Origin of the sequence: Streptomyces sp. LN549, assembly GCF_043203805.1 — a bacterium.
GTDB lineage: Bacteria > Actinomycetota > Actinomycetes > Streptomycetales > Streptomycetaceae > Streptomyces.
In genome coordinates this window covers 965,297-984,074 of the sequence record NZ_JAZHRI010000002.1, presented here as the reverse complement: position 1 = coordinate 984,074, position 18,778 = coordinate 965,297, and the positions used below count along the sequence as shown (strand labels likewise).

Annotated in this window: 16 protein-coding genes; 7 read left to right on the top strand and 9 right to left on the bottom strand. The window is 70.1% G+C overall.

The window, feature by feature from the left end; translation table 11 throughout:
* A complete protein-coding gene (locus SH922_RS04365; RefSeq protein ID WP_393054852.1) occupies window positions 1-723 on the top strand; it encodes a hypothetical protein in 723 nt (240 codons plus the stop codon).
* Window positions 723-2,507 (top strand): heparinase II/III family protein, encoded by a 1,785-nt coding sequence (locus tag SH922_RS04360; RefSeq protein WP_393054850.1) that lies wholly within the window; start codon window positions 723-725, stop codon window positions 2,505-2,507. Before SH922_RS04365 ends, SH922_RS04360 begins: the two co-directional genes overlap by 1 nt.
* A gap of 96 nt (window positions 2,508-2,603) precedes the next feature.
* On the opposite strand, the gene SH922_RS04355 is transcribed toward SH922_RS04360, so the two are convergent.
* Entirely contained in the window at window positions 2,604-2,915 is a 312-nt protein-coding gene (locus SH922_RS04355) for a hypothetical protein (RefSeq protein ID WP_393054848.1), read from the bottom strand.
* Between the two features lie 169 nt (window positions 2,916-3,084).
* Between SH922_RS04355 and SH922_RS04350 the strand changes: the two genes are divergently transcribed.
* Window positions 3,085-4,260: a cellulose-binding domain-containing protein gene (locus tag SH922_RS04350; RefSeq protein ID WP_393054846.1), complete on the top strand. Its 1,176-nt coding sequence runs from the start codon at window positions 3,085-3,087 to the stop codon at window positions 4,258-4,260.
* 435 nt (window positions 4,261-4,695) lie between these two features.
* Here the strand turns inward: SH922_RS04350 and SH922_RS04345 are convergent, their stop codons facing one another.
* The 3 genes from SH922_RS04345 to SH922_RS04335 all read right to left on the bottom strand — a co-directional run bounded on the left by SH922_RS04345 (window position 4,696) and on the right by SH922_RS04335 (window position 6,705).
* Window positions 4,696-5,514, bottom strand: a complete 819-nt coding sequence (locus tag SH922_RS04345; RefSeq protein ID WP_393054844.1) for an SAM-dependent methyltransferase — start codon at window positions 5,512-5,514, stop codon at window positions 4,696-4,698.
* Between the two features lie 76 nt (window positions 5,515-5,590).
* Complete coding sequence (locus tag SH922_RS04340) at window positions 5,591-5,842, bottom strand: DUF397 domain-containing protein (protein ID WP_393054842.1); 252 nt, start codon at window positions 5,840-5,842, stop codon at window positions 5,591-5,593.
* Entirely contained in the window at window positions 5,839-6,705 is an 867-nt protein-coding gene (locus tag SH922_RS04335; RefSeq protein ID WP_393054840.1) for a helix-turn-helix domain-containing protein, read from the bottom strand. The genes SH922_RS04340 and SH922_RS04335 overlap by 4 nt, the downstream gene beginning before the upstream one ends.
* Before the next feature lie 314 nt (window positions 6,706-7,019).
* Between SH922_RS04335 and SH922_RS04330 the strand changes: the two genes are divergently transcribed.
* The 4 genes from SH922_RS04330 (at window position 7,020) to SH922_RS04315 (ending at window position 10,354) form a co-directional block, all read left to right on the top strand.
* Window positions 7,020-7,478 carry an ATP-binding protein gene (locus SH922_RS04330; RefSeq protein ID WP_393054838.1) on the top strand — a complete coding sequence of 153 codons (459 nt, stop codon included), beginning with the start codon at window positions 7,020-7,022 and terminating at the stop codon, window positions 7,476-7,478.
* Between the two features lie 128 nt (window positions 7,479-7,606).
* Window positions 7,607-7,987 carry a hypothetical protein gene (locus SH922_RS04325; protein WP_393054836.1) on the top strand — a complete coding sequence of 127 codons (381 nt, stop codon included), beginning with the start codon at window positions 7,607-7,609 and terminating at the stop codon, window positions 7,985-7,987.
* Between the two features lie 172 nt (window positions 7,988-8,159).
* Window positions 8,160-8,783, top strand: coding sequence for a LemA family protein (locus SH922_RS04320; protein WP_393054834.1), 624 nt, complete (start codon window positions 8,160-8,162; stop codon window positions 8,781-8,783).
* A complete protein-coding gene (locus tag SH922_RS04315) occupies window positions 8,780-10,354 on the top strand; it encodes a DUF2207 family protein (protein WP_393054832.1) in 1,575 nt (524 codons plus the stop codon). Before SH922_RS04320 ends, SH922_RS04315 begins: the two co-directional genes overlap by 4 nt.
* Before the next feature lie 123 nt (window positions 10,355-10,477).
* On the opposite strand, the gene SH922_RS04310 is transcribed toward SH922_RS04315, so the two are convergent.
* The 5 genes from SH922_RS04310 to modA all read right to left on the bottom strand — a co-directional run bounded on the left by SH922_RS04310 (window position 10,478) and on the right by modA (window position 18,341).
* Window positions 10,478-14,644 carry a molybdopterin-dependent oxidoreductase gene (locus SH922_RS04310; protein WP_393063462.1) on the bottom strand — a complete coding sequence of 1,389 codons (4,167 nt, stop codon included), beginning with the start codon at window positions 14,642-14,644 and terminating at the stop codon, window positions 10,478-10,480.
* 346 nt (window positions 14,645-14,990) lie between these two features.
* Window positions 14,991-15,410, bottom strand: coding sequence for a molybdopterin-binding protein (locus SH922_RS04305; RefSeq protein WP_393054830.1), 420 nt, complete (start codon window positions 15,408-15,410; stop codon window positions 14,991-14,993).
* 161 nt (window positions 15,411-15,571) lie between these two features.
* Complete coding sequence (locus SH922_RS04300) at window positions 15,572-16,660, bottom strand: ABC transporter ATP-binding protein (protein WP_393054828.1); 1,089 nt, start codon at window positions 16,658-16,660, stop codon at window positions 15,572-15,574.
* Window positions 16,657-17,517, bottom strand: a complete 861-nt coding sequence (modB, locus tag SH922_RS04295; RefSeq protein WP_393054826.1) for a molybdate ABC transporter permease subunit — start codon at window positions 17,515-17,517, stop codon at window positions 16,657-16,659. The genes SH922_RS04300 and modB overlap by 4 nt, the downstream gene beginning before the upstream one ends.
* Window positions 17,514-18,341: a molybdate ABC transporter substrate-binding protein gene (gene modA, locus SH922_RS04290; protein WP_393054824.1), complete on the bottom strand. Its 828-nt coding sequence runs from the start codon at window positions 18,339-18,341 to the stop codon at window positions 17,514-17,516. Before modA ends, modB begins: the two co-directional genes overlap by 4 nt.
* Between the last annotated feature and the right edge of the window lie 437 nt (window positions 18,342-18,778).

The window sequence follows — 18,778 nt, the reverse complement described above, 5'->3', positions numbered from 1 at the left end:
GTGGAGAAGACGGAGGCGAGCCGGCGTCCGCGGCTCAATGTCGCTTACGGTTCATGGGAGCTGATCTGGGCGCACGTCCACCGTGTCCTGGTCGTCAACCTCGGGATCGCCGTGACGAATCTGCCCCTGCTGGCCGCGCTGCAAGTGACCCATCAGCCGTGGCGGCACCCGGTGATCTTCGGGCTGTTGCTGCTGACGCTGCCGGGACCGTCCCTCGCCGCCGCGTTCGCGTATCTCGGTGCGACAACCGGGGACGAGCAGGCGCCGGTACGGCTGTTCGCCACGGTGTACCGACAGCTGTTCCGGCGAGCGGCGCTGGTCTCGGCGCCCTTCGTGCTGCTCGCTGCCGCCGCCGTCGCGGATGTCGTGACACTGCGAACATCCCTGCTGGGTGCGGCAGTCGTGCCGATGGCGGTGGTGGTCGCGCTGGTGGCTGTCGCGGCGTGGCCGGTCGCGCTCGCGCATGTGGCGGGGGGCGGGGCCATCGGGCGGCGGCTCTTCCTGCTGGCGCCGTACGCAGTGGTCCGGCACGGGCTGCTGGCCCTGATGAACCTCGTACTGGGGATCGTGGTCCTGTTGCTCGTCAACCAGGCGCCGCTGTTGGGGCTCGCTGTGCTGCCCGGGTGCGTGCTGTTCGTACTATGGCGCAACTGCAGGGTCATGGCGGTCTTCAGCGATCCGGAGGCAGCGCGCGATCCTGGGCGTACGAGAGGGGAGGCGTGATGTCACCGACGGCTTCCGGGCAGGCGTGGAACCGCGAACACCGGCTGGACGCTGACTGGTCGGGCGGGCTGCATGCCCGTATCCGGTCGGCGGCGGACTCCGCGCGGAGCACGTGTATGCCGGACCTGCCGTTCTCCGCGTACCGCCGCTTCGACGACGACGGCGACCGTCTGGCGTACGAGGAGCTGTACTTCCGGCGCCGAGCGCTGGTGACGGCCCTCGCCGCTGAGGCCCTGGTTGACCCGGCAGTCCAACTCGGCCCTTTGGCCGACGCGTTGTGGTCCGTCTGCGACGAGTACACCTGGGCGCTGCCCGCCCATGAGATGCATGCGACCCGCCTGGGCCGGGGTATGGACCAGTGCCTCGACCTGTTCGCCGCGCTCACCGCGCAGCTGCTCGCCGAGACGGTCCAGGTCTGCGGCGACCGGCTCGATCCCCGGGTCGCCGCCCGCGTGCGCGACCAGGTGGACTACCGGGTGCTGTCCCTCATCGCCGACGACGAACGTTCGCTTCTGTGGGAGGGCTGGGCACACAACTGGGCAGCCGTGTGCGGCGGCTGCGTGGGCCTCGCGGCCCTGGCCCTATGGAATCCTGGGCCGCGCCTGACCCGAGTCCTCGACCGGTGCCGACGCGCTCAACTCACGTACCTCAGTGGCTTCGGCGACGACGGGGGCTGCGCGGAAGGGGTGGGCTACTGGGTGTTCGGGTTCGCGCACTTCGTCTACTTCGCCGAGGGGCTGCGGGAGTTCACCGGAGAGGATCTGCTCACGCACCCCAAGGTGTCGGCCATCGCCCGCTTTCCGGGCGCGGTGCATCTGGGCGGAGGGCTGTTCCCCGCCTTCTCGGACGGGGAGGAACGGCCTCGCGTGCCCGCCGGTCTCGCCCGACAGCTCGAGCGGAGGCTCGGGGTCCGGGTCCCCGCCGAGGCCGTGGAGGCCACGGACAGCGGGGCGGACCTCTCACGGGACTGGGCCGACCTCTCCCGAACGCTGCGCTGGGGCGCCCCGGGCCCGGCCTCCGCGCCGGAACCCGAGCCGCCCACGGCGTACCTCCCCGACCTCGCCTGGCTGGTCGACCGGGGACAGGGCGTGGCCTTCGCCGCGAAGGGCGGCCACAACGCCGAGCCGCACAACCACAACGACCTCGGCCAGTTCGTACTGGCGGCCGGGGGTGAGGTGCTGCTCGCCGACCTGGGCGCCGGCGAGTACCGCAAGGGGTACTTCGACGAGGCCACCCGCTACGCATTCCTGCACGCCTCCTCGCGCGCGCACTCCGTTCCCCGCGTCGACACGCGCGAGCAGTCCGCGGGCAGCGCCCGCGCGGCCCAGGTCCTGAAGCTCCACCTCCATCCGCTCGGCGCGGACCTGACCCTCGACCTCGCCGGCGCTTACGAGGTGAACGGCTTGACAGCGCTGCGCCGAGCCTTCTCCTGGCACCGCGACACCGGTGAACTTCTGCTCGTCGACGAGGTGGAGGCAGAACGCCCGGTGCCGCTGGAGGAGGTGTTCGTCAGCCGGCTGCGCCCGGAACTCCACGCGGACGGGGCGGTGTGGACCGGAACCTCGGGATGGGCCCACCTCGGCCTGCCGGAAGGCTGCGTCCCGCACGTCGAAACGGTGCACACCACCGACCACGAGGGTGCCCCCGACACGGTCCACCTCCTGCGGCTCGGCTTCGACCTCGTTGAGCGGCGGGCCCGTTTGCCATTCCGTTTCACCGTCGGCTCCGCTGCAGGCGGGGATGGCCCCCAGGGAAGCACCGGCGGAGGGCCATTGGCGGCGTGAAGGTGTACGGGAGCCGAGCTGGGACGCCCGGCGGCCAGAAGTGGGGGTTCTCGTCGGGCCGGTCGGCCTCGGTGGCGGTCCGGAGCCCCCGACCTCTCACCGTCCCCACAGCTTCCCTCTGCCTCGGGGATGGAGCGGGGCGGTCACGACGGGAAGCCGGTCGTGGGGAAGACCCTGCATCTGCTCGAGGATGCGGGCTCCCCAACCGTTGAGCAGAGTGCCGTCACAGGCGGGAAGTTCGCCCTGTACCTTCTCCAGTTGCCCGGCATCCACACAGCCCACGGAGATGTCTCCCCTGTCGCTGAAGTCCTTGGTGTGGCCGCGGTCGTGATCAGTTCCCATGGCCAGGAGGCGCTTACTGTCGAGGAGGGCGCCGTAGTACGGCCTGTCGGAGTTCAGCTTGTCCACGGCGGAACAGAGCCATGGCCCGTTCCTGACACCAGGAGTCGTTGGGCCGGCGGCGGCGGTCAGCTCGGCCGGACCGCCATATTGACAGTACGCCGTCATCTGGGTGTGATGGATGGGAGCGCTCCCATCTCTGAACTGTCCTACGGTTCCCCACTCCGAGGAGGCGCACGTGCCGATTCACCCCCCGCGATTTCTGCGTAGACCCTGGGCAGCGGCCGGTGCCGCTCTCGCGCTGGCCCTGTCCCTCCTCGTCGTGGTGCCCGCCAGTGGCTCAGGTATGGCGTCCGGATGCCGGGTCGATTACACCGTCAACGAGTGGACCGGCGGCTATACCGCCCAGGTGCGCATCACCAATACCGGTTCCGCGCTCAGCGACTGGCGGCTGACCTGGACGTACGACGGTGACCGGCACGTCACCTCCGCCTGGAACGCGACCGTCACACAGACCGGCCACTCCGTGACCGCCGTCAACACCGCCTGGAACGGAGTGCTGGCCGGCGGCGGGACCGTCGACTTCGGTGTGCAGGGGACCTGGCAAGCGGCCGACTCGGTGCCCGGCGACTTCACTCTCAACGGCGTGTCCTGCGGCGGTGACGTCACTTCGCCACCGACCACACCACCCCCCACGACACCACCTCCCACCACACCGCCCTCCGCGGAGTGCGGTGACGCCGCCGTCTGTGAGGACTTCGAGGACCAGGCCGGCCCTGCCCCTGCCGGGAACTGGCGGTTCACCGCGCCCGACTGCCAGGGCACGGGCACGGCCGCCGTCGACACGGAGGTCGCGCACAGCGGCACGCGGTCGCTGCGGTTGGACGGGCGGGCCGGATACTGCAACCACGCCTTCGTGGCTGCCACCGCGGACCTGTCGTCGGTGGGCCCGGTGCTGCACGTCCGCATGTGGGTGCGGCACACCACCGCGCTCCCGGCCGCGCACGTCACCTTCGTGTCGATGCCGGACAGCTCCCAGGGCGGCAGGGCGCTGCGGATCGGCGGACAGAACGGGGCCCTGCAGTGGAACCGGGAAAGCGATGACGCCACGCTCCCTGCACAGAGTCCGGTCGGGGTGGGACTGAGCAGGCCTCTGCCGACGGGCAGCTGGCAATGCCTGCGGTTCGCGGTCGACACCTCGGCACCGGAACTCGACACCTGGCTCAACGACGAGCAGGTGCCGGGGCTGCACGCCGACGGCGTACCGACGCAGGACGTCGACGACCAGTGGCTCTCGCGGACCACTCCGCCCAGACCTACCGCCCTGCGGCTGGGCTGGGAGAGCTACGGGACCGGCGACGACACCCTGTGGTTCGACGACGTGGTCGTCGGCTCCTCGCCGGTCGGCTGCTGACGACCGGCTGCCCGGCGAGCGGGGGAGTGCCGGCGACGGCGGGCTGACGACGGCTCTGCGAGGGTGAGGGCGGAGACCGTCAGCCCGTCTCCGGCCCGGGGGTGACTCCGACTGGCCGGGTCGCATGGGCGGCTCCGGTCCTCGCTCGGTTGCCGCTGCCGCTGCCGCTGCCGCCGAGCGCCATGGGCCTCTCCGCCTCGCCACCCCCGGCCGGTCCCGCAGACAGTCCGAGGGACACCCTTGAGCGACTGGCGGGACCCACGGCACGTCAACGGAGGAATGGCTGGTCAGGGCACTGTTCTGGGCGCCGCCGCAGGTCAGGATCGGCTGGCAGGCATTCCGCCTCAGCCTGTCGAGGGTGGCCCGCCGGCAGTCGCCGATCCGGTGAGTACGTGGGTCGGAGGCGTCCCGACACCACGGAACGGACCCGTGCGGCTACTTCTTGATGCCTACGCCGGCCAGCAGGCTGATCTGCGCGTCCGTGATCTCCGGCTCGCCCGCAGCGGGTTCGGCGGCCCGCCAGCGGTGGCAGCAGCAGATGCCGGGGTCGATCAGGTCGAGCCCGTCGAAGAAGCGGCTCACGTCGCTGTGCGAACGGAATTTCACCGGAGTACCGGAGTTGGTGTAGACCTCCGCGACCTGGTTCCAGGTGTCGGGGTCGAAGTCGGGCGTGCAGTGATTCATGGCGAGCGCGCTGCCCGCAGGGAGCGGGTCGAGCAGCCGGCGGACGATGCTGTACGGGTCGTGCGGGTCGGTGATGAAGTGCATCAGCGCGTTGAGGGAGAGGGCGATGGGCTGGTTGAAGTCCAGAACCCCCGAATCCTCCACGGCGCTCAACAGTGCATCGGGGTCGGTGGCGTCGGCCTCGACGTAGGCCGTGCGTCCCTGCGTCGAACTGCGCATGAGGCGTTCGGCGTACTTGAGGACGAGTGGGTCGTTGTCGGCGTAAACGACGCGGGCCTCGGGCACCACGGACTGGGCGATCTGGTGCAGATTGGGCTCGGTCGGGATTCCCGTGCCGATGTCGAGCCACTGGCGGATGCCGTGCTCCTGCGCCAGCACACGGGTGGCCCGCCGCATGAACGCCCTGTTCTCGCGGGCGGTCAGGTAAAGACCGGGGTGTGCCTTCGCCGCGACCAGGGCCGCTTCCTTGTCGACTTCGAAGTGGTCCTTGCCGCCGAGGAAGTAGTCGTACATCCGGGCCGAGTGCGGCCTGCTCGTGTCGAGATCCCGGCCGGACTGCCTGGTGGTCATGTTCTCCCCTTCATCTGTATGTCTGTCGGCCCGGAAGCCAGGTGCGGAACCGGTGGCGCTTCTGCTCACCGCTGGTTCACCCGGCGGCCAGGTGATCGGCCAGGCCCTCCTTGACCCCGCGGACGAACGCGGCGATCTCCTCCGGCGCGTAGATCAGCGCAGGACCGGCCGGGTCGGTCGACTGGCGGATGGCCACACGGCCGTCGGTGAGTTGCTTCGTCTCCACGCACTGACCGCCGTTCGGCCCGCTCCAGGGGCGTTCCCAGCCCTGCTCCCCGAGTTCGCGGGCCGGCATCCCGTTGTATATGGTCCCGTCGGTGCTCGTCATGAGTACTCCTTGCGCATGCGGTTCAACAGCGCCTTGCTGTCCTCGGACGACGTCTGCAACGCCATACGGGAATGCGCCTCGAGATGGGAGACGACGTCCGCGCGCTGGTCGAAGTAGACGGCAGCGGACAGGAGTTCGCTGTAGACGATGTCCGGCAACTCGGGTTCCTCGAACCGGAAGTACGTGAACGGGGCGCACGCTCCGATGTGCGCACCTGCCGTGAACGGCACGATGTCGAGGCTGACGTGCGCGAGCTCGGAGACATCCAGGAGCCGCTCGATCTGCTCTCGCATCACCTGAGGGCCGCCCACCGTCCGGTGCAGGACGGCTTCCTCCATGACCACCCACAACGTGGGGGCGTTCTCCCGCTCCAGCAGGCTCTGGCGGCGCAGCCGCAGCTCCACGCGGCGTGCGAGCTCCTCCTCGCTGCCGTTCGGCAAGCCGCCGCGGAGCACGGCGTGCGCGTAGCCGGGGGTCTGCAGAAGGCCGGTGACGTACTGGGGTTCATACGTGCGGAGGGTCTTGGCGCCGGTCTCCAGACTCACGTAGGCGGTGAACCAACTGGGTACGGCATCGCGATAGGAGTGCCACCAGCCGGGCTTGTTGGCCTGCTCGGCCAGATCGACGAACTCGTCGATCTCCTGGCGCGCCGCGCCGAAGGTCTCCAGGAGCTTCTCCACGTAGAGAGGCTTCAGCGGGACCTCGGCCTTCTCCAGCCGGCGGATCGTCAGGGTCTTCACGCGCAGCGCCTTTGCCGCGTCCTCCAGCGAGGCACCGGAGCCGATCCGCATCTCCTGCAGCCGACGGCCGAGGATCATGCGCAGGACTGTCGGTGCGCTGGTGCCGGAACGGGCTTCGCTCACGCCCAACCTCCTGAGATTCCATCAACAACGCCATTCTGACACTGACTTGATGTTGACGCCAGGATGATATCCGTGCTGCTGAAATTATCAGGGAGTCGGTTGCAGCGTGAGTCCGATCCCGCGCATAGTGGTTGTGTGAGTGGTGAAGTGGTGGTTCTGGCGCAGGATCCGGCCCGGAGGGGACGTGATCCCGATGGCGTCGTCGGTACCCCGGCGCCGGGTGCTTGCCTCGGCATACGCCTCTCACCGTTCGCGTTGCAGCCCGCATCCCCTCACCGCGCCCGTCCCCCGGCAGGCGCTGGAAGGCGACGTCCGTGACTCTGTCCACGCCCTCAGCATCGGCTTCGGCCCCCGCCTTAGCCGGGACGGTGCGCCGCCGGGAGTACTGGTTCGGCCTGCCCGCCCTGCCTGCCAGCGCGAGATCCGCCCGCGACACCGTGCGCGACCGGCTCCGTTACTGGGAGCTGCCGGGCGACACATGCTGCGACGCGGTGCTGCTGGTCTCCGAGCTGACGACGAACGCCGTACTCCACACCGGCAGCGCTCATGTCCTCTGCGGCCTCACGCTGACCAGCGACGAGCGGCGCCTGCGCATCGAGCTCCATGACGAGTGCAGCACTCCCGTCCACCCGCCCGAGCACCGCGCCGGCCCCGACGAGGAGAGCGGGCGAGGGCTGCTTCTCGTCCAGCAACTCGCGGACAGCTGGGGCTCCGCACGCTCGACACGGGCCGAAGGAAAGGTCGTCTGGGCAGAGTTGACAGCCCACCCCTGATGTCGTGGGCACCGGACGGCACCGCACCCGAACACGGTGCCTTTACCGGCAGCGACCGCAAGGGCTCGCTGCGTCCCCTTCGCACGGCGAGGAACCCCCACCTCCTCGATCCTCCACAGAAGGCGCCCATGACCCCCCACAGCGAAACCGCTTCTCCCGTCGTGCTGTACGTGTGCGCCGACCGGGCCCGCGGTGCGCCCGGCGAGGCCACGCAGCGCGCGCAGACAGAAGGCCAGGCGTTCGCCCGGGAACGCGGACTGACGATCGCCGAGGTCGTCACCGACACGTACGGTGAGCCCGACCCGGCCAGGCGCAGAGGGTGGCGGCGTGTGAGGCAGCTGGCACAGACGGGCCACGTCACCGCGGTACTCGTCCGCTGGCCCAGTGCCATCGCCCCGGAGTCCGCGCGAGAACTCCGCCATCGCGAGGCCGCCTGGCTCCGCGACCGGGGCGTCCGCGTCCGATACACCTGGGCACCTCTGTCAGCGAGGGGCGTCGAGGCCCGGTGATCGCACTCGGCGATGTCCGGATGCAGGTTCCGACGCCGGTCGCCGCTTCGCTTGCGTCGATCTCGGCCTGCGCAGCACGGACACGACACTGAATCGCCCCAGATCACCGGCGTGACCGCGCGGAATCCCAGGGGTGAGCGCCCTCGGTCGTGCGGGCCTTGACGGCAGGAATATGATCACGTCGATCGGCCAGGGGGGCGGATCTTTCAGGGCCTCTGGGGGCGACGCCGTGGGTGTCATAGTGGGTGCGATTGTTGCGGTACTTGTCGTTGTGGCCGGGTGGTGGGTCGTTCGGACCTACAACCGGCTCATTCGGCTCCGGAATCAGACGCAGGCTTCGTGGGCACAGATCGATGTGCAGTTGAAGCGGCGGCACGAGCTGATACCGAATCTCGTCGAGGGAGCGCGCGGCTACGCCGCTCACGAGCGCGGCACCTTCGAAGCGGTCACCGCCGCGCGCGGGGCAGCCGTGAGCGGTGCGCTCGGTGTGACGGAACGGGCGGCCGCGGAGGACGCGCTCACCGCCACGCTGGGGAGGCTGTTCGCGCTCGGGGAGAGCTATCCGGAGCTCAAGGCGGATCGGCACTTCAGCACGGTGCAGGCCGAGTTGAGTTCGGCGGAGGACAAGATCGCGTACGCGCGGCAGTTCTACAACAGCGCGGTGCAGAGCTACCACACCGCTCTCGAGAGCTTCCCCGGGAATGTCGTGGCGGGTCTGGGCGGCGCGCACGAGCGGCGCGAGTACTTCGAGGCCGTCGGTGCGGCGCAGGACGTTGTCCAGGTGAGATTCGCGTGACGCTCATCGAACAGCTCTACTGGGGCGGCGCCGGCCTGATCCTGCTCTGGCTCGTCGCCTTCGTGTTTGCGCTCGTCGCCACCCGGAACGGCGTGGTCACGCCGGGGCCCGCGACCCAGGAGTTCGGGGACGACCCCGAACCGCCGGCCGTGGTCAGCCTGCTCGGCAATCAATGGCGAGGCGTGGAACATGCCGCCGCGGCCACGCTGCTGGACCTCGCGGCCCGCGGGTTCGTCGAACTGCGACAGCCGGGCGACGACCCGGCCCGCAGCACCGTTCACGTCACCGAGGCCGGCCGGGCAGCCCCGGGGCTGATGCCGTACGAACAGCGGGTACTGGCCCGCGTCACCGCCCGTGCGGCGAACGGCGGCACACCCATCGGGGCGATCGCCTTCCGTGACGACAAGCGCGCCGCCTCATGGAACTCGGCGCTGCGCCAGGAGATCATCGCCGAGGCCCGGCTGCGCGGCCTGTCCCGGTTCCGGTTCACGCGGTGGCTCGGCAGCGCATTGCTGTTCTGCGCCTTCGTGCCCGGTGCGCTGTTCACTGTGGCCGCGGTCATGGGAGGGCACAACCTGCGTGCCGCGTTCGCCGTCGGCGTGGCGCCTGGGGTCGTGCTGGCGTTCATGCTCGGCAAGTCGCTGCGCGAGCGGGCGACGCCGAAGGGCCTTGAACGCGCCGGGCATTGGGCCGGACTGCGAGCCTGGCTGACGGCGCACGAGGACTTCGCCAAGTTGCCGCCCGCATCCGTGACCGTCTGGGACCGCTATCTCGCGTACGGGACCGCGCTCGGCGTCACCAGCCTGAGCAGTCGGCTCCTCGGCTTCGACTCCGGAGACCGACGACGCGTCTGGTCCTCGTACGGAGGGACCTGGCGCCCGGTGCGGATCCGCTACCCGCGGCTGCGCCCCGGCTTCGGTGGCTCGACGAGCCGGCTGCTGCAGCTGGCGGCCGCGGCGGGCGTGGTCGCGGTGGGGCTGTGTGCCTTCGCGGTGCTGCGGCAGCCCGACTGGGCGATCCCGGTCGACGGGCACACCGACGACGCGCTGCGCCGACCGGGACTGGTGCTGAGTGCCGGCTGGGTGGGCAGCGCACTGCTCGGCGTTGTGGTGGCCGGCAAGTTCAGCCGCTGGACGCTGCTCGTTGCGTTTCTGGCGATGATGCCCGGAAACTTCACCAGCGGCAGTCACGGCTGGTTCGTCGACGCAGCGGCCCACGAGGGGCCCCTGCTGGTCGAGTTGACGGCGACCGTGGCCTTCGGCGCGCTGGCGACGTACTTTCTGGTACTCGCCTGCCTGGAGCGGCGGGAACCCGACACGATCACCGGTGAGGTGCTGCGGATGGAGTCGCGCAAGGGCAAGGGAGTGGCCCGGTTCCTGGTGCTGGACGAGGGGAACACGGACCTGACCACCGCCTGGGCGCTGCCCGCGGCCTCGCAGGGCATCGCGACGGGAGCCAAGGTGCGGCTGAGAGTCTCGCGGGGCACCCGCACCATCCGCTCCGCGGAGCTGGTGAGGGCCGCGATGCCGGAAGGCGACCGGGTGAAGCCCGCAAAGCAGGACGCCTCTTGAGGAAGAGGCTGCCCCGGAGCGCCTCCGCGGCGAGGCGCTCCGGAAACCTGCCCACGTGCTCACCGCGGCCAGGATCTCCGGCAGCCTGGGATGCTGCGCCGCGAACCGAACGGGGATGCGCCGTCAGTAGACGTCGCGGACGTAGCGTTTGTCCGCGGCCAGGCGCCTGACGTAGGCGGCGGCCTCGTCGTTCTCCATGCCGCCGTGGGTGGCGACGATGCCCGCGAGCGCTTGGTCGACGTCCTTGGCCATGCGTGCCGCATCGCCGCAGACGTAGAAGTGGGCGCCGTTCTGGAGCCACTGCCACAGGCGCGGGCCGTGTTCGCGCATCCGGTCCTGGACGTAGATCTTGTTGCGCTGGTCGCGGGAGAAGGCGAGGTCGAGGCGGTCGAGATGGCCGGATGCCTGGTACGCCTCCAGTTCCTGGCGGTAGTAGAAGTCGGTGGCCTGGCGCTGTTCGCCGAAGAAGAGCCAGTTGGGGCCGGTGTGGCCGCGGGCCCGGCGGTCTTCGAGGAAGCCGATGAAGGGGGCCACGCCGGTTCCGGGCCCGACCATGATCATGGGGGTGGCGGGGTCGGCGGGTGGGCGAAAGTGCGGGGAACGCTGCACGAAGACCTGGACCGGCCCGTCGTCCGCACAGTCGGCGAGGTAGGTGGAGCACACCCCTTTACGGTTCCGGCCGAGGTCGTTGGTGTAGCGCACGACGGAAACCGTGAGGCGGACCTCGCTGGGGTGGGCGAGCGGGCTGGAGGAGATGGAGTACAGACGGGGCTGGAGGCGCCTGAGGGCCCCCGCCCACTCCGCCGCCGAAGCCCGGACGGGGAATGCCGCGACGACGTCGGCGGCCTGGCGGCTCCAGCTCCACTTCGCGAGGGCGTCCTTGTTGTCGGGACGCAGCAGACGCTTCAGTTCGTGACTTCCGGTGCGCTCCGCTGTGAACTTGAGCAGATCGGTGGTGATGCGGGAGATGTCCAGGCGGGTGCGCAGCGCTTCTTCGAGGGGGATGGGCGAGCTGTCGCCGAGGTCGACCGGCTCGGCGGCGTCGAGCCCGGTGAGGGCGAGCCATTCGGCGACGAGCGGGGTGCCGTTGGTCGGCCGGACGCCGAGAGCATCCCCGGCGTCGTAGGCGAGTCGGCCGTCGCGGGTGTCGAGGGCGAACTGCCGGACCTCCTTCCCGGAACCGGGCAGGCTCAGGAGCCTGTTGCCGACGAGCAGGGTGGCGAATGGCGATGCCTTGGAGTAGCAGACCGGTGCGGGGGCGGGTGGCGGCGTGGCGACGGTACGGGTTGTTGTGCCTGTGGGTCCGGAGACGGTCGTTCCGTCGGCGCCTGCTGGGACGGGCTGTCGGTCGGCTGCTGCTGTCAGGGCGGTGACGACCTGGTCGAGCCACTGCTCGGCGGCCTCTTCGAAGTCCGGCTCGCAGTCGAAGCGGGGGATCAGCCTGGTGGCCCCGAGGGCGTCGAACCGTTCGTCGAGCCGGCGGCCGTGGCCGCAGAAGTCGGCGTAGTTGGAGTCGCCGAACGCGAGGACCGCGTACCGGATTCCGTCCATCCGTCCGGCATCCGGGCCGGACAGCGCCTGCCAGAAGGCGGCCCCGTTGTCGGGGGCGTCGCCGTCACCGAAGGTGCTGGTGACAAGGAGCAGATCCGTGTCGGCGGTGAGGTGTGCAGGCGACGCGTCGGCCATGGGGAGCAGTTCGGGGGCATGGCCTGCCTGGGTGAGGCGGGCGGCGGCGCCTTCGGTGAAGTCCTCGGCGTTGCCGGTCTGCGACGCCCACAGGATGACCAGGCGGCGGGTCGGCGCGGCCGTGTCGGCGGCCGGGGTGCCGGCCTGTGCGGGCACGGGGGCGGGAGCCGTGGTGGCGGGCATGGTGGTGCGGGAGAACATGCCGGCGAGGACCCCGTCGACCCACAGGGCGTGGCCCGGGTCGAAGGGGGCGCCCGGCGGCAGGACGGGAACGCGTCCGTCGGGCGGTGTCAGGGCGAGACCGGAGAGATAGCCGGACAGGTAGTGGCGTTCGTGCTCGGCCAGGGGTGCGGGGGCGAGGCCGGTGGTGCCGAACAGAGTGGCGAGCGCGTGGACGGGGGAGTCTGCGGCGGCCGCTGCCGGCACTGGGGCGGGGGGCACGGGGGTGGTCTCCGGCTGGGTGTTCGGGTGGGCAGCCGGTACGGGGGCGGCTGTCCTGGCGAGAGTGACGGCGCAGACCTTGAACTCGGGCTGGAAGGAGACCGGGTCGACGGCGTCGTTGGTGACGGCATTGATGCTGAGGTATTCGCCGAACAGATCGTTCCAGTGGAACGGCGCGAAACAGTTGCCAGGACGTACCCGGTCGGTGACCACGGCGGGGAGTACGGCGCGCCCTCGGCGGGAGGCAACCTCCAGGTGATCGCCCTCCGCGACCCCAAGGGCGTCGGCGTCCTCGGGGTGGACCTCCACGAAGGGACCGGGGTCGAGCTTGTTGAGCCTGGCGACCTTGCCGGTCTTGGTCATCGTGTGCCACTGGTGTTGCAGGCGGCCGGTGTTGAGGACGAACGGGTAGTCGTCGTCGGGGAGTTCCGCAGCCGGGAGGTGCGGGCGGGCGAAGAACTGCGCGCGTCCGCTCGCGGTCGGGAAGGCCAGACGGGGGCGGGTACCGTCCTCGCGCTCCAGCAGGGCCTGGCTGACGCCGTCGTTGAGGTAGCGGATGGGGTTGCGGTCAGGGCCGTCGGCGGCCGGAGCCGGCCACTGGACCGGTGTGGTGCGCAGCCGCTCGTAGGTCACGCCGCGCAGGTCCCATCCTGTCCTGGGGTTCCACGCCTGCTTGAGTTCCTCGAACACCTCCTCGGCGCAGGTGTAGGTGAACGCTTCGGCGAAACCCATCTCGCAGGCGACCCGGGCGATCAGCTGCCAGTCGGGCAGCGCCTGCTCAGGGGGGTCGACGACGCCCTGTACGAGGGTGAGGTTCCGCTCGGAGTTGATCATGATGCCGTCGGACTCCGCCCACAGCGTCGCGGGCAGTACGACATCGGCGTAGGCGTTGGTCTCGGTCTCGGCGAAAACGTCCTGGGCGATGACGAGTTCGGCCGCCTCCAAGCCGGCGATGACGGTCTTGCGGTTGGCGACCGAGGCGACGGGGTTGGTGCAGATGATCCAGCACGCCTTGATGTCACCGGCTGCCATCTGCTCGAACATCTCGACAGTGCCGTGACCGACCTCGGTACGCAGGGAGCCCTCGGGGATGCTCCACAGGTTCTCGATGAAGGCGCGCTCGGCCGCGACCAGGACGGAGCGCTGGCCGGGCAGGCCGGGACCCATGTAACCCATTTCCCGGCCACCCATGGCGTTGGGCTGGCCGGTGAGGGAGAGGGGCCCGGAGCCCGGGCGGCAGATGGCGCCGGTGGCGAGGTGCAGGTTGACCAGGGCGTTGGTGTTCCAGGTGCCGTGCGTGGACTGGTTCAGGCCCATCGTCCAGCAGCTCATCCACTCACCCGCCTCACCGATCCACTGCGCGGCCAGCCGGATGTCGCTCTCGGGGATGCCGGTGATCTCCGCGACCTTCTCGGGCGGGTAGTCCTCGAGGAAGACAGGCATCTCCTCCCAGCCCTCCGTGAACTCGGCGACGAACGCCTCGTCGGTGTGACCGTTCGCGACGAGCAGGTGCAGCAGGCCGTTGAGCAGGGCGAGGTCGGTGCCGGGCTTGATCTGGAGGAAGAGATCGGCTTTGTCGGCGGTGGCGTTGCGGCGCGGGTCGACGACGATCAGTCTGGCCCCGGCCGACTTGATCCGGTCCATCATGCGCAGGAAGAGAATCGGGTGGCAGTCGGCCATGTTGGCGCCGATCACGAAGAACGCGTCCGCGTGGTCGAAGTCCTGGTAGGAGCCGGGCGGGCCGTCCGAGCCCAGCGACAGCTTGTAGCCGGTTCCGGCGGAGGCCATGCACAACCGGGAGTTCGACTCGATCCGCTTCGTCCGGACGAAGCCCTTGGCCAGCTTGTTCGCCAGGTACTGCGCCTCCAGGGACATCTGCCCGGACACGTAGAAGGACAAGGAGTCAGGCCCGTGCTCGTCCAGGATCGCCCGCAGACTGCCGGCCACCGACGCTATCGCCTCGTCCACATGCGTCTCGGCCGGCTGGGCGCCTCGCTCTGTGCGCACCAGAGCCCTGGCCGCACGCCCGGGCGCGGCCATCATGTCCGCGCTTGTCGAGCCCTTGGTGCACAAACGGCCGAAGTTGGAGGGATGAGCCTTGTCCCCGGAAGCCCTGGACGCGCGGCGTCGGCCGTCGGCGGGATTCCGTGTGATGTCGAGCATGATTCCGCAGCCGACCCCGCAGTACGAACAGACCGTACGGACACTGTCCTTCTCCGAGCCAGCTGGCACCGAACCTCCACTTTCCGGCCTGCGTACCGTTCGAGGGGGCCCGTGCAGTCTGCTGGAGCCGATCCCATGAACAGCACCGTAGAAAGATCGGGTTTCCGCTCCGTCACGCACTGGGAGCGCCCGGGATTACACCTCACGCACACGACCTGGCGCCGGCATGTGAGGTCGCCGGGTCATCTCGCCGCTGCGGCCCTCGCGCACGGAGCGCCTCGGCGGCGGCCTCTACGAGGAGTTGCTGGACCTGGCCTGACCTGCGGCCCGAGCAGGCGGTGCCTTCTCACACGATGGAGAGCGAGACCGCGGTCGACTTCACCAGCACGACCACGGGCGTCCCTGCCGCCAGACCGAGGTCGGTGACGGCTTCCGCGGTGATCGCGGCGGTCAGTTCGTTGCCGTCGACCGTGATTCCGACGGAGGCCATGGCGCCACCGGTGGCGACGGCGGTGACTGTGCCGGGCCACTGGTTGCGGATGGACAGGCCCTCCGACGGGCCGGTGGCCAGGGCGACATCTGTCGACTTCACCAGCCCGCGGACAGCGGAGCCTTCGGTGAGACCGAGGTCCTTGACGGATTCCAGCGTGATGGCAGCGGTGAGGTACTGGCCGCCGTCGAGTCGGATCCTGACTGTCGCCATCGTTCCGCCCGGCGCGATGGCGGTGACGGTGCCGGGGATCTGGTTGCGGATGCTCAGGCTCATGAAGAAGACACCCTGGGAGACGGGGGCTGTTTGTTGCTTTCTGTCCTGGTGTGACCAGTGTAGTCAAGGGAGGGCAGGGACCGCGTCGACTCCTTCGCATGTGCGACGGGTGGGGCGGGTGATGCCTCGCAGACCGTGAATGTGTTCCCGCCCGCGCGTCCTCAGACGGGGTAGGCGTGGGTCTGCGTCGCCTTCACCGTCGCCCAGACCGCCGCGCCCGGGTGCAGGTCGAGTTCGGCGGCGGCCACTGTGGTGAGGTCGGCGGTGAGAGGGAGCTCTCCGGTGAGGTCGGCGCGGATCTGGTCCGCGTGGGTCTCCAGGCCCGCGATCTCGCAGTGCCAGAGGTTGCGGGCGCTTGCGCCGGCAGGCCGGTCGCGGTGGAGGGTGACCGCGTTCGGCGGGAAGGCCACGAAGACCGGGCCGGACAGGGCCTCCGTGGTGGTGATGGGAGGGCCGGCGTCGAGGCGGACGGTGTGGCCGTCGGCTGTGCCCCGGTAGAGGTTCAGGCCGACCAGCTGAGCGATGTAGTCCGTACGGGGGTGGCGGGCGATGTGGGACGGTGCGCCCTCCTGTACGACCTGGCCGTCCTCGACCACGACCAGGCGGTCGGCCAGCACCATGGCGTCCAGTGGATCGTGTGTGACCAGGACGGCGACGGCCTCGAACTCGGCCAGGTGTCGCCGGAGTTGCGACCTGACCTCCAGGCGGGTGCGGGCGTCGAGCGCCGCCAACGGCTCGTCCAGGAGCAACAGGCGTGGGCGGGTGGCCAGCGCGCGAGCCAGGGCGACGCGCTGGGCCTGGCCGCCGGACAGCTTGCGTGGCCTGGCGCCGGCGTGGTCCGCGAGACCCAGACGGTCGAGCCACTCGGCGGCCTGGGCCCGGGCCGCCGTTCTGGTCGCGCCGTGGCAGCGCGGTCCGAAGGCCACGTTGTCCAGGGCGGTGAGGTGCGGGAAGAGCAGGTAGTCCTGGAAGACGACGCCGACCGGGCGGGATTCGGGCGGCGTACGATCCAACGCCGTTCCGTCCAGCCGCAGATGGCCACCGGTGAGCGGTGTCAGGCCGGCGAGGGCGCGCAGGGCGGTGGTCTTGCCGGCGCCGTTGGGGCCGAGCAGGGCGACGACTTCGCCGGGTGCGACGGCCAGCGTCACGTCGAGACGGAAGGCGCCGCGCTCGACGACCAGGTGGGCGTCGAGGCCCTCTTCGGATTCGTCGGAGTGGGCGTTGCGGGCGGAATCGGGGCTCTGGGTCATCCTGCTGTCATCCAACGGTCGCGCAGGCCCGCCAGCACTGCTACGGACACGGCGAGCAGGACCAGGCTGAGGGCGATGGCCGCCTCCGGATCGCTCTGCAGCGCCAGATACACGGCCAGCGGCATGGTCTGGGTACGGCCGGGGAAGTTGCCGGCGAAGGTGATCGTCGCACCGAACTCGCCCAGTGCACGGGCCCAGGCCAGCACAGCGCCAGCGGCGATACCAGGCGCGATGATCGGCAGCGTGACCCGGCGGAACGCGGTGAAGCGGGAGGCGCCGAGCGTGGCGGCAGCCTCCTCGAAGCGCGGGTCGGCAGCGCGCAGGGTGCCCTCGACGCTGATGACGAGGAACGGCATCGCGACGAACGCCTCCGCGATCACGACTCCCGCCGTGGTGAACGGCAGGGTGATCCCGAACCAGTCGTCCAGTGCCTTCCCGACGATGCCGTTGCGGCCGAGTGCCATCAGCAGTGCCACACCTCCGACCACGGGAGGGAGGACGAGTGGCAGGGTGACCAGGGCCCGTACGAGTCCGCGGCCGGGGAACTCGACGCGGGCCAGCAGCCAGGCAAGCGGCACGCCGATGACCAGGCTCACCGCGGTGGCGGCCGTGGCGCAGACCAGCGACAGCTGGAGCGCCTGCCAGACCTCGGCGCTGGTCAGCAGCTCGGGCAGGCTGGTCCAGGGGGCTCGTACGAGCAATGCGATCAGCGGCACGATCAGGAACGCCAGACCGAGCAGCGCGGGCACCAGGAGCGGCAACGGCACACCCCGGCCGCCGCCCCTCCGGACGCGCCGGCGCCGCGACCCACCCGGGAGGGTGCTGGTCGCGGCGGCGGACTTGTCGGGCCTCGTCACGGCTTCAGGAACCCGGCCCCGGTCAGGACCTTCTGGCCGTCGGAGGACTGCACCAGGGCGATGAACGCCTTGGCGGCGTCGGCGTTCCTCGTGTCCTTGAGCCGGACGATCGGGTAGTCGTTGATGGCGTCGGCGGATTCGGGGAAGTCCACGCCCTCCACCTTGTCACCCGCCGCGTGCACATCGGTCTTGTAGACGACGGCCGCGTCGGCTTCCTTGAGCTCGACCTTGGTCAGGGCCGACTTGACGTCCTGCTCGTAGGAGACGGGGGTGAGCTTGAGCTTGCCGGCGTCGAGGGCCTTCTGGGCGGCGGCGCCGCAGGGCACCTCCTTGTCGCAGAGGACCACCTTGAGGTCGGACTCGGTGAGGTCCTTCAGGGAGGAGATCCTGTCGGGGTTGCCCGGCAGAGTGGCGATCTCCAGCTGGTTGCGGACGAAGGTCGCAGGTGTGCCGGAGGCGTTCCCCGCGTCGGTGACGATCTTCATCGTCTTGGGACTCGCTGAGGCGAAGACGTCGGCCGGGGCGCCGCCGGTGATGCTCGCGGCGAGGGAGTCGCTGCCGCCGAAGCTGAAGGTGACCTTCGTGCCGGGGTGCTCCTGCTCGAACTCCTTGCCCAGGGCCGTGAAGCTCTCCTTGAGGGAGGCGGCGGCGAACACGGTAACCGTCCCGGACAGCTTCTCCGACGAGGTGGATGCGGAGGAGCCCGCCGCCGCTGCCGACGAGGAGTCGTCGGACGACGAACAGGCGCTCAGAGCCAGCAGTGCGGCAGCGCCTGCACCGGCCACCTGAAGCGTGCGGCGGGTCCGGCGTGCGGTACGGGTCATCACGGGTCTGCTCCCTCTTGTCCTGACGGACACAATCACCTGTGGTCCTGGCGGACCGCCTACGGTCTCTCGACGACCACGTCGGTCGAATCGATCACGACAACCGGCGGAGCGCCGGGCTCCGGCTTCACCCCCTCAACCGACCGGCGGCTGACCGGTGGCCCGGCTCAGCGCGATCGGCGATGAGCCTCCCGCCGCCGACCAGGTGCCTCACGGTGTCGGCGCTGACACCGGGCAAGGCGGCAGAGTCCCCGATCCGGTAGGTGTGCATGCGCTGATGATAATGCCGCAGGTGCGAGGGAAAAGTCTCCTGTTGCTTCGCATGAGTCGGAATCGTGATTGCTGTAGTTGGTATGTGCGTTTGTACGGGGTGCGGGTCCGGGTACGGTCACCCGGGAGGTGGTGGTCCGTGAGTGAGTCCCTCTCGGCTGCCGGTA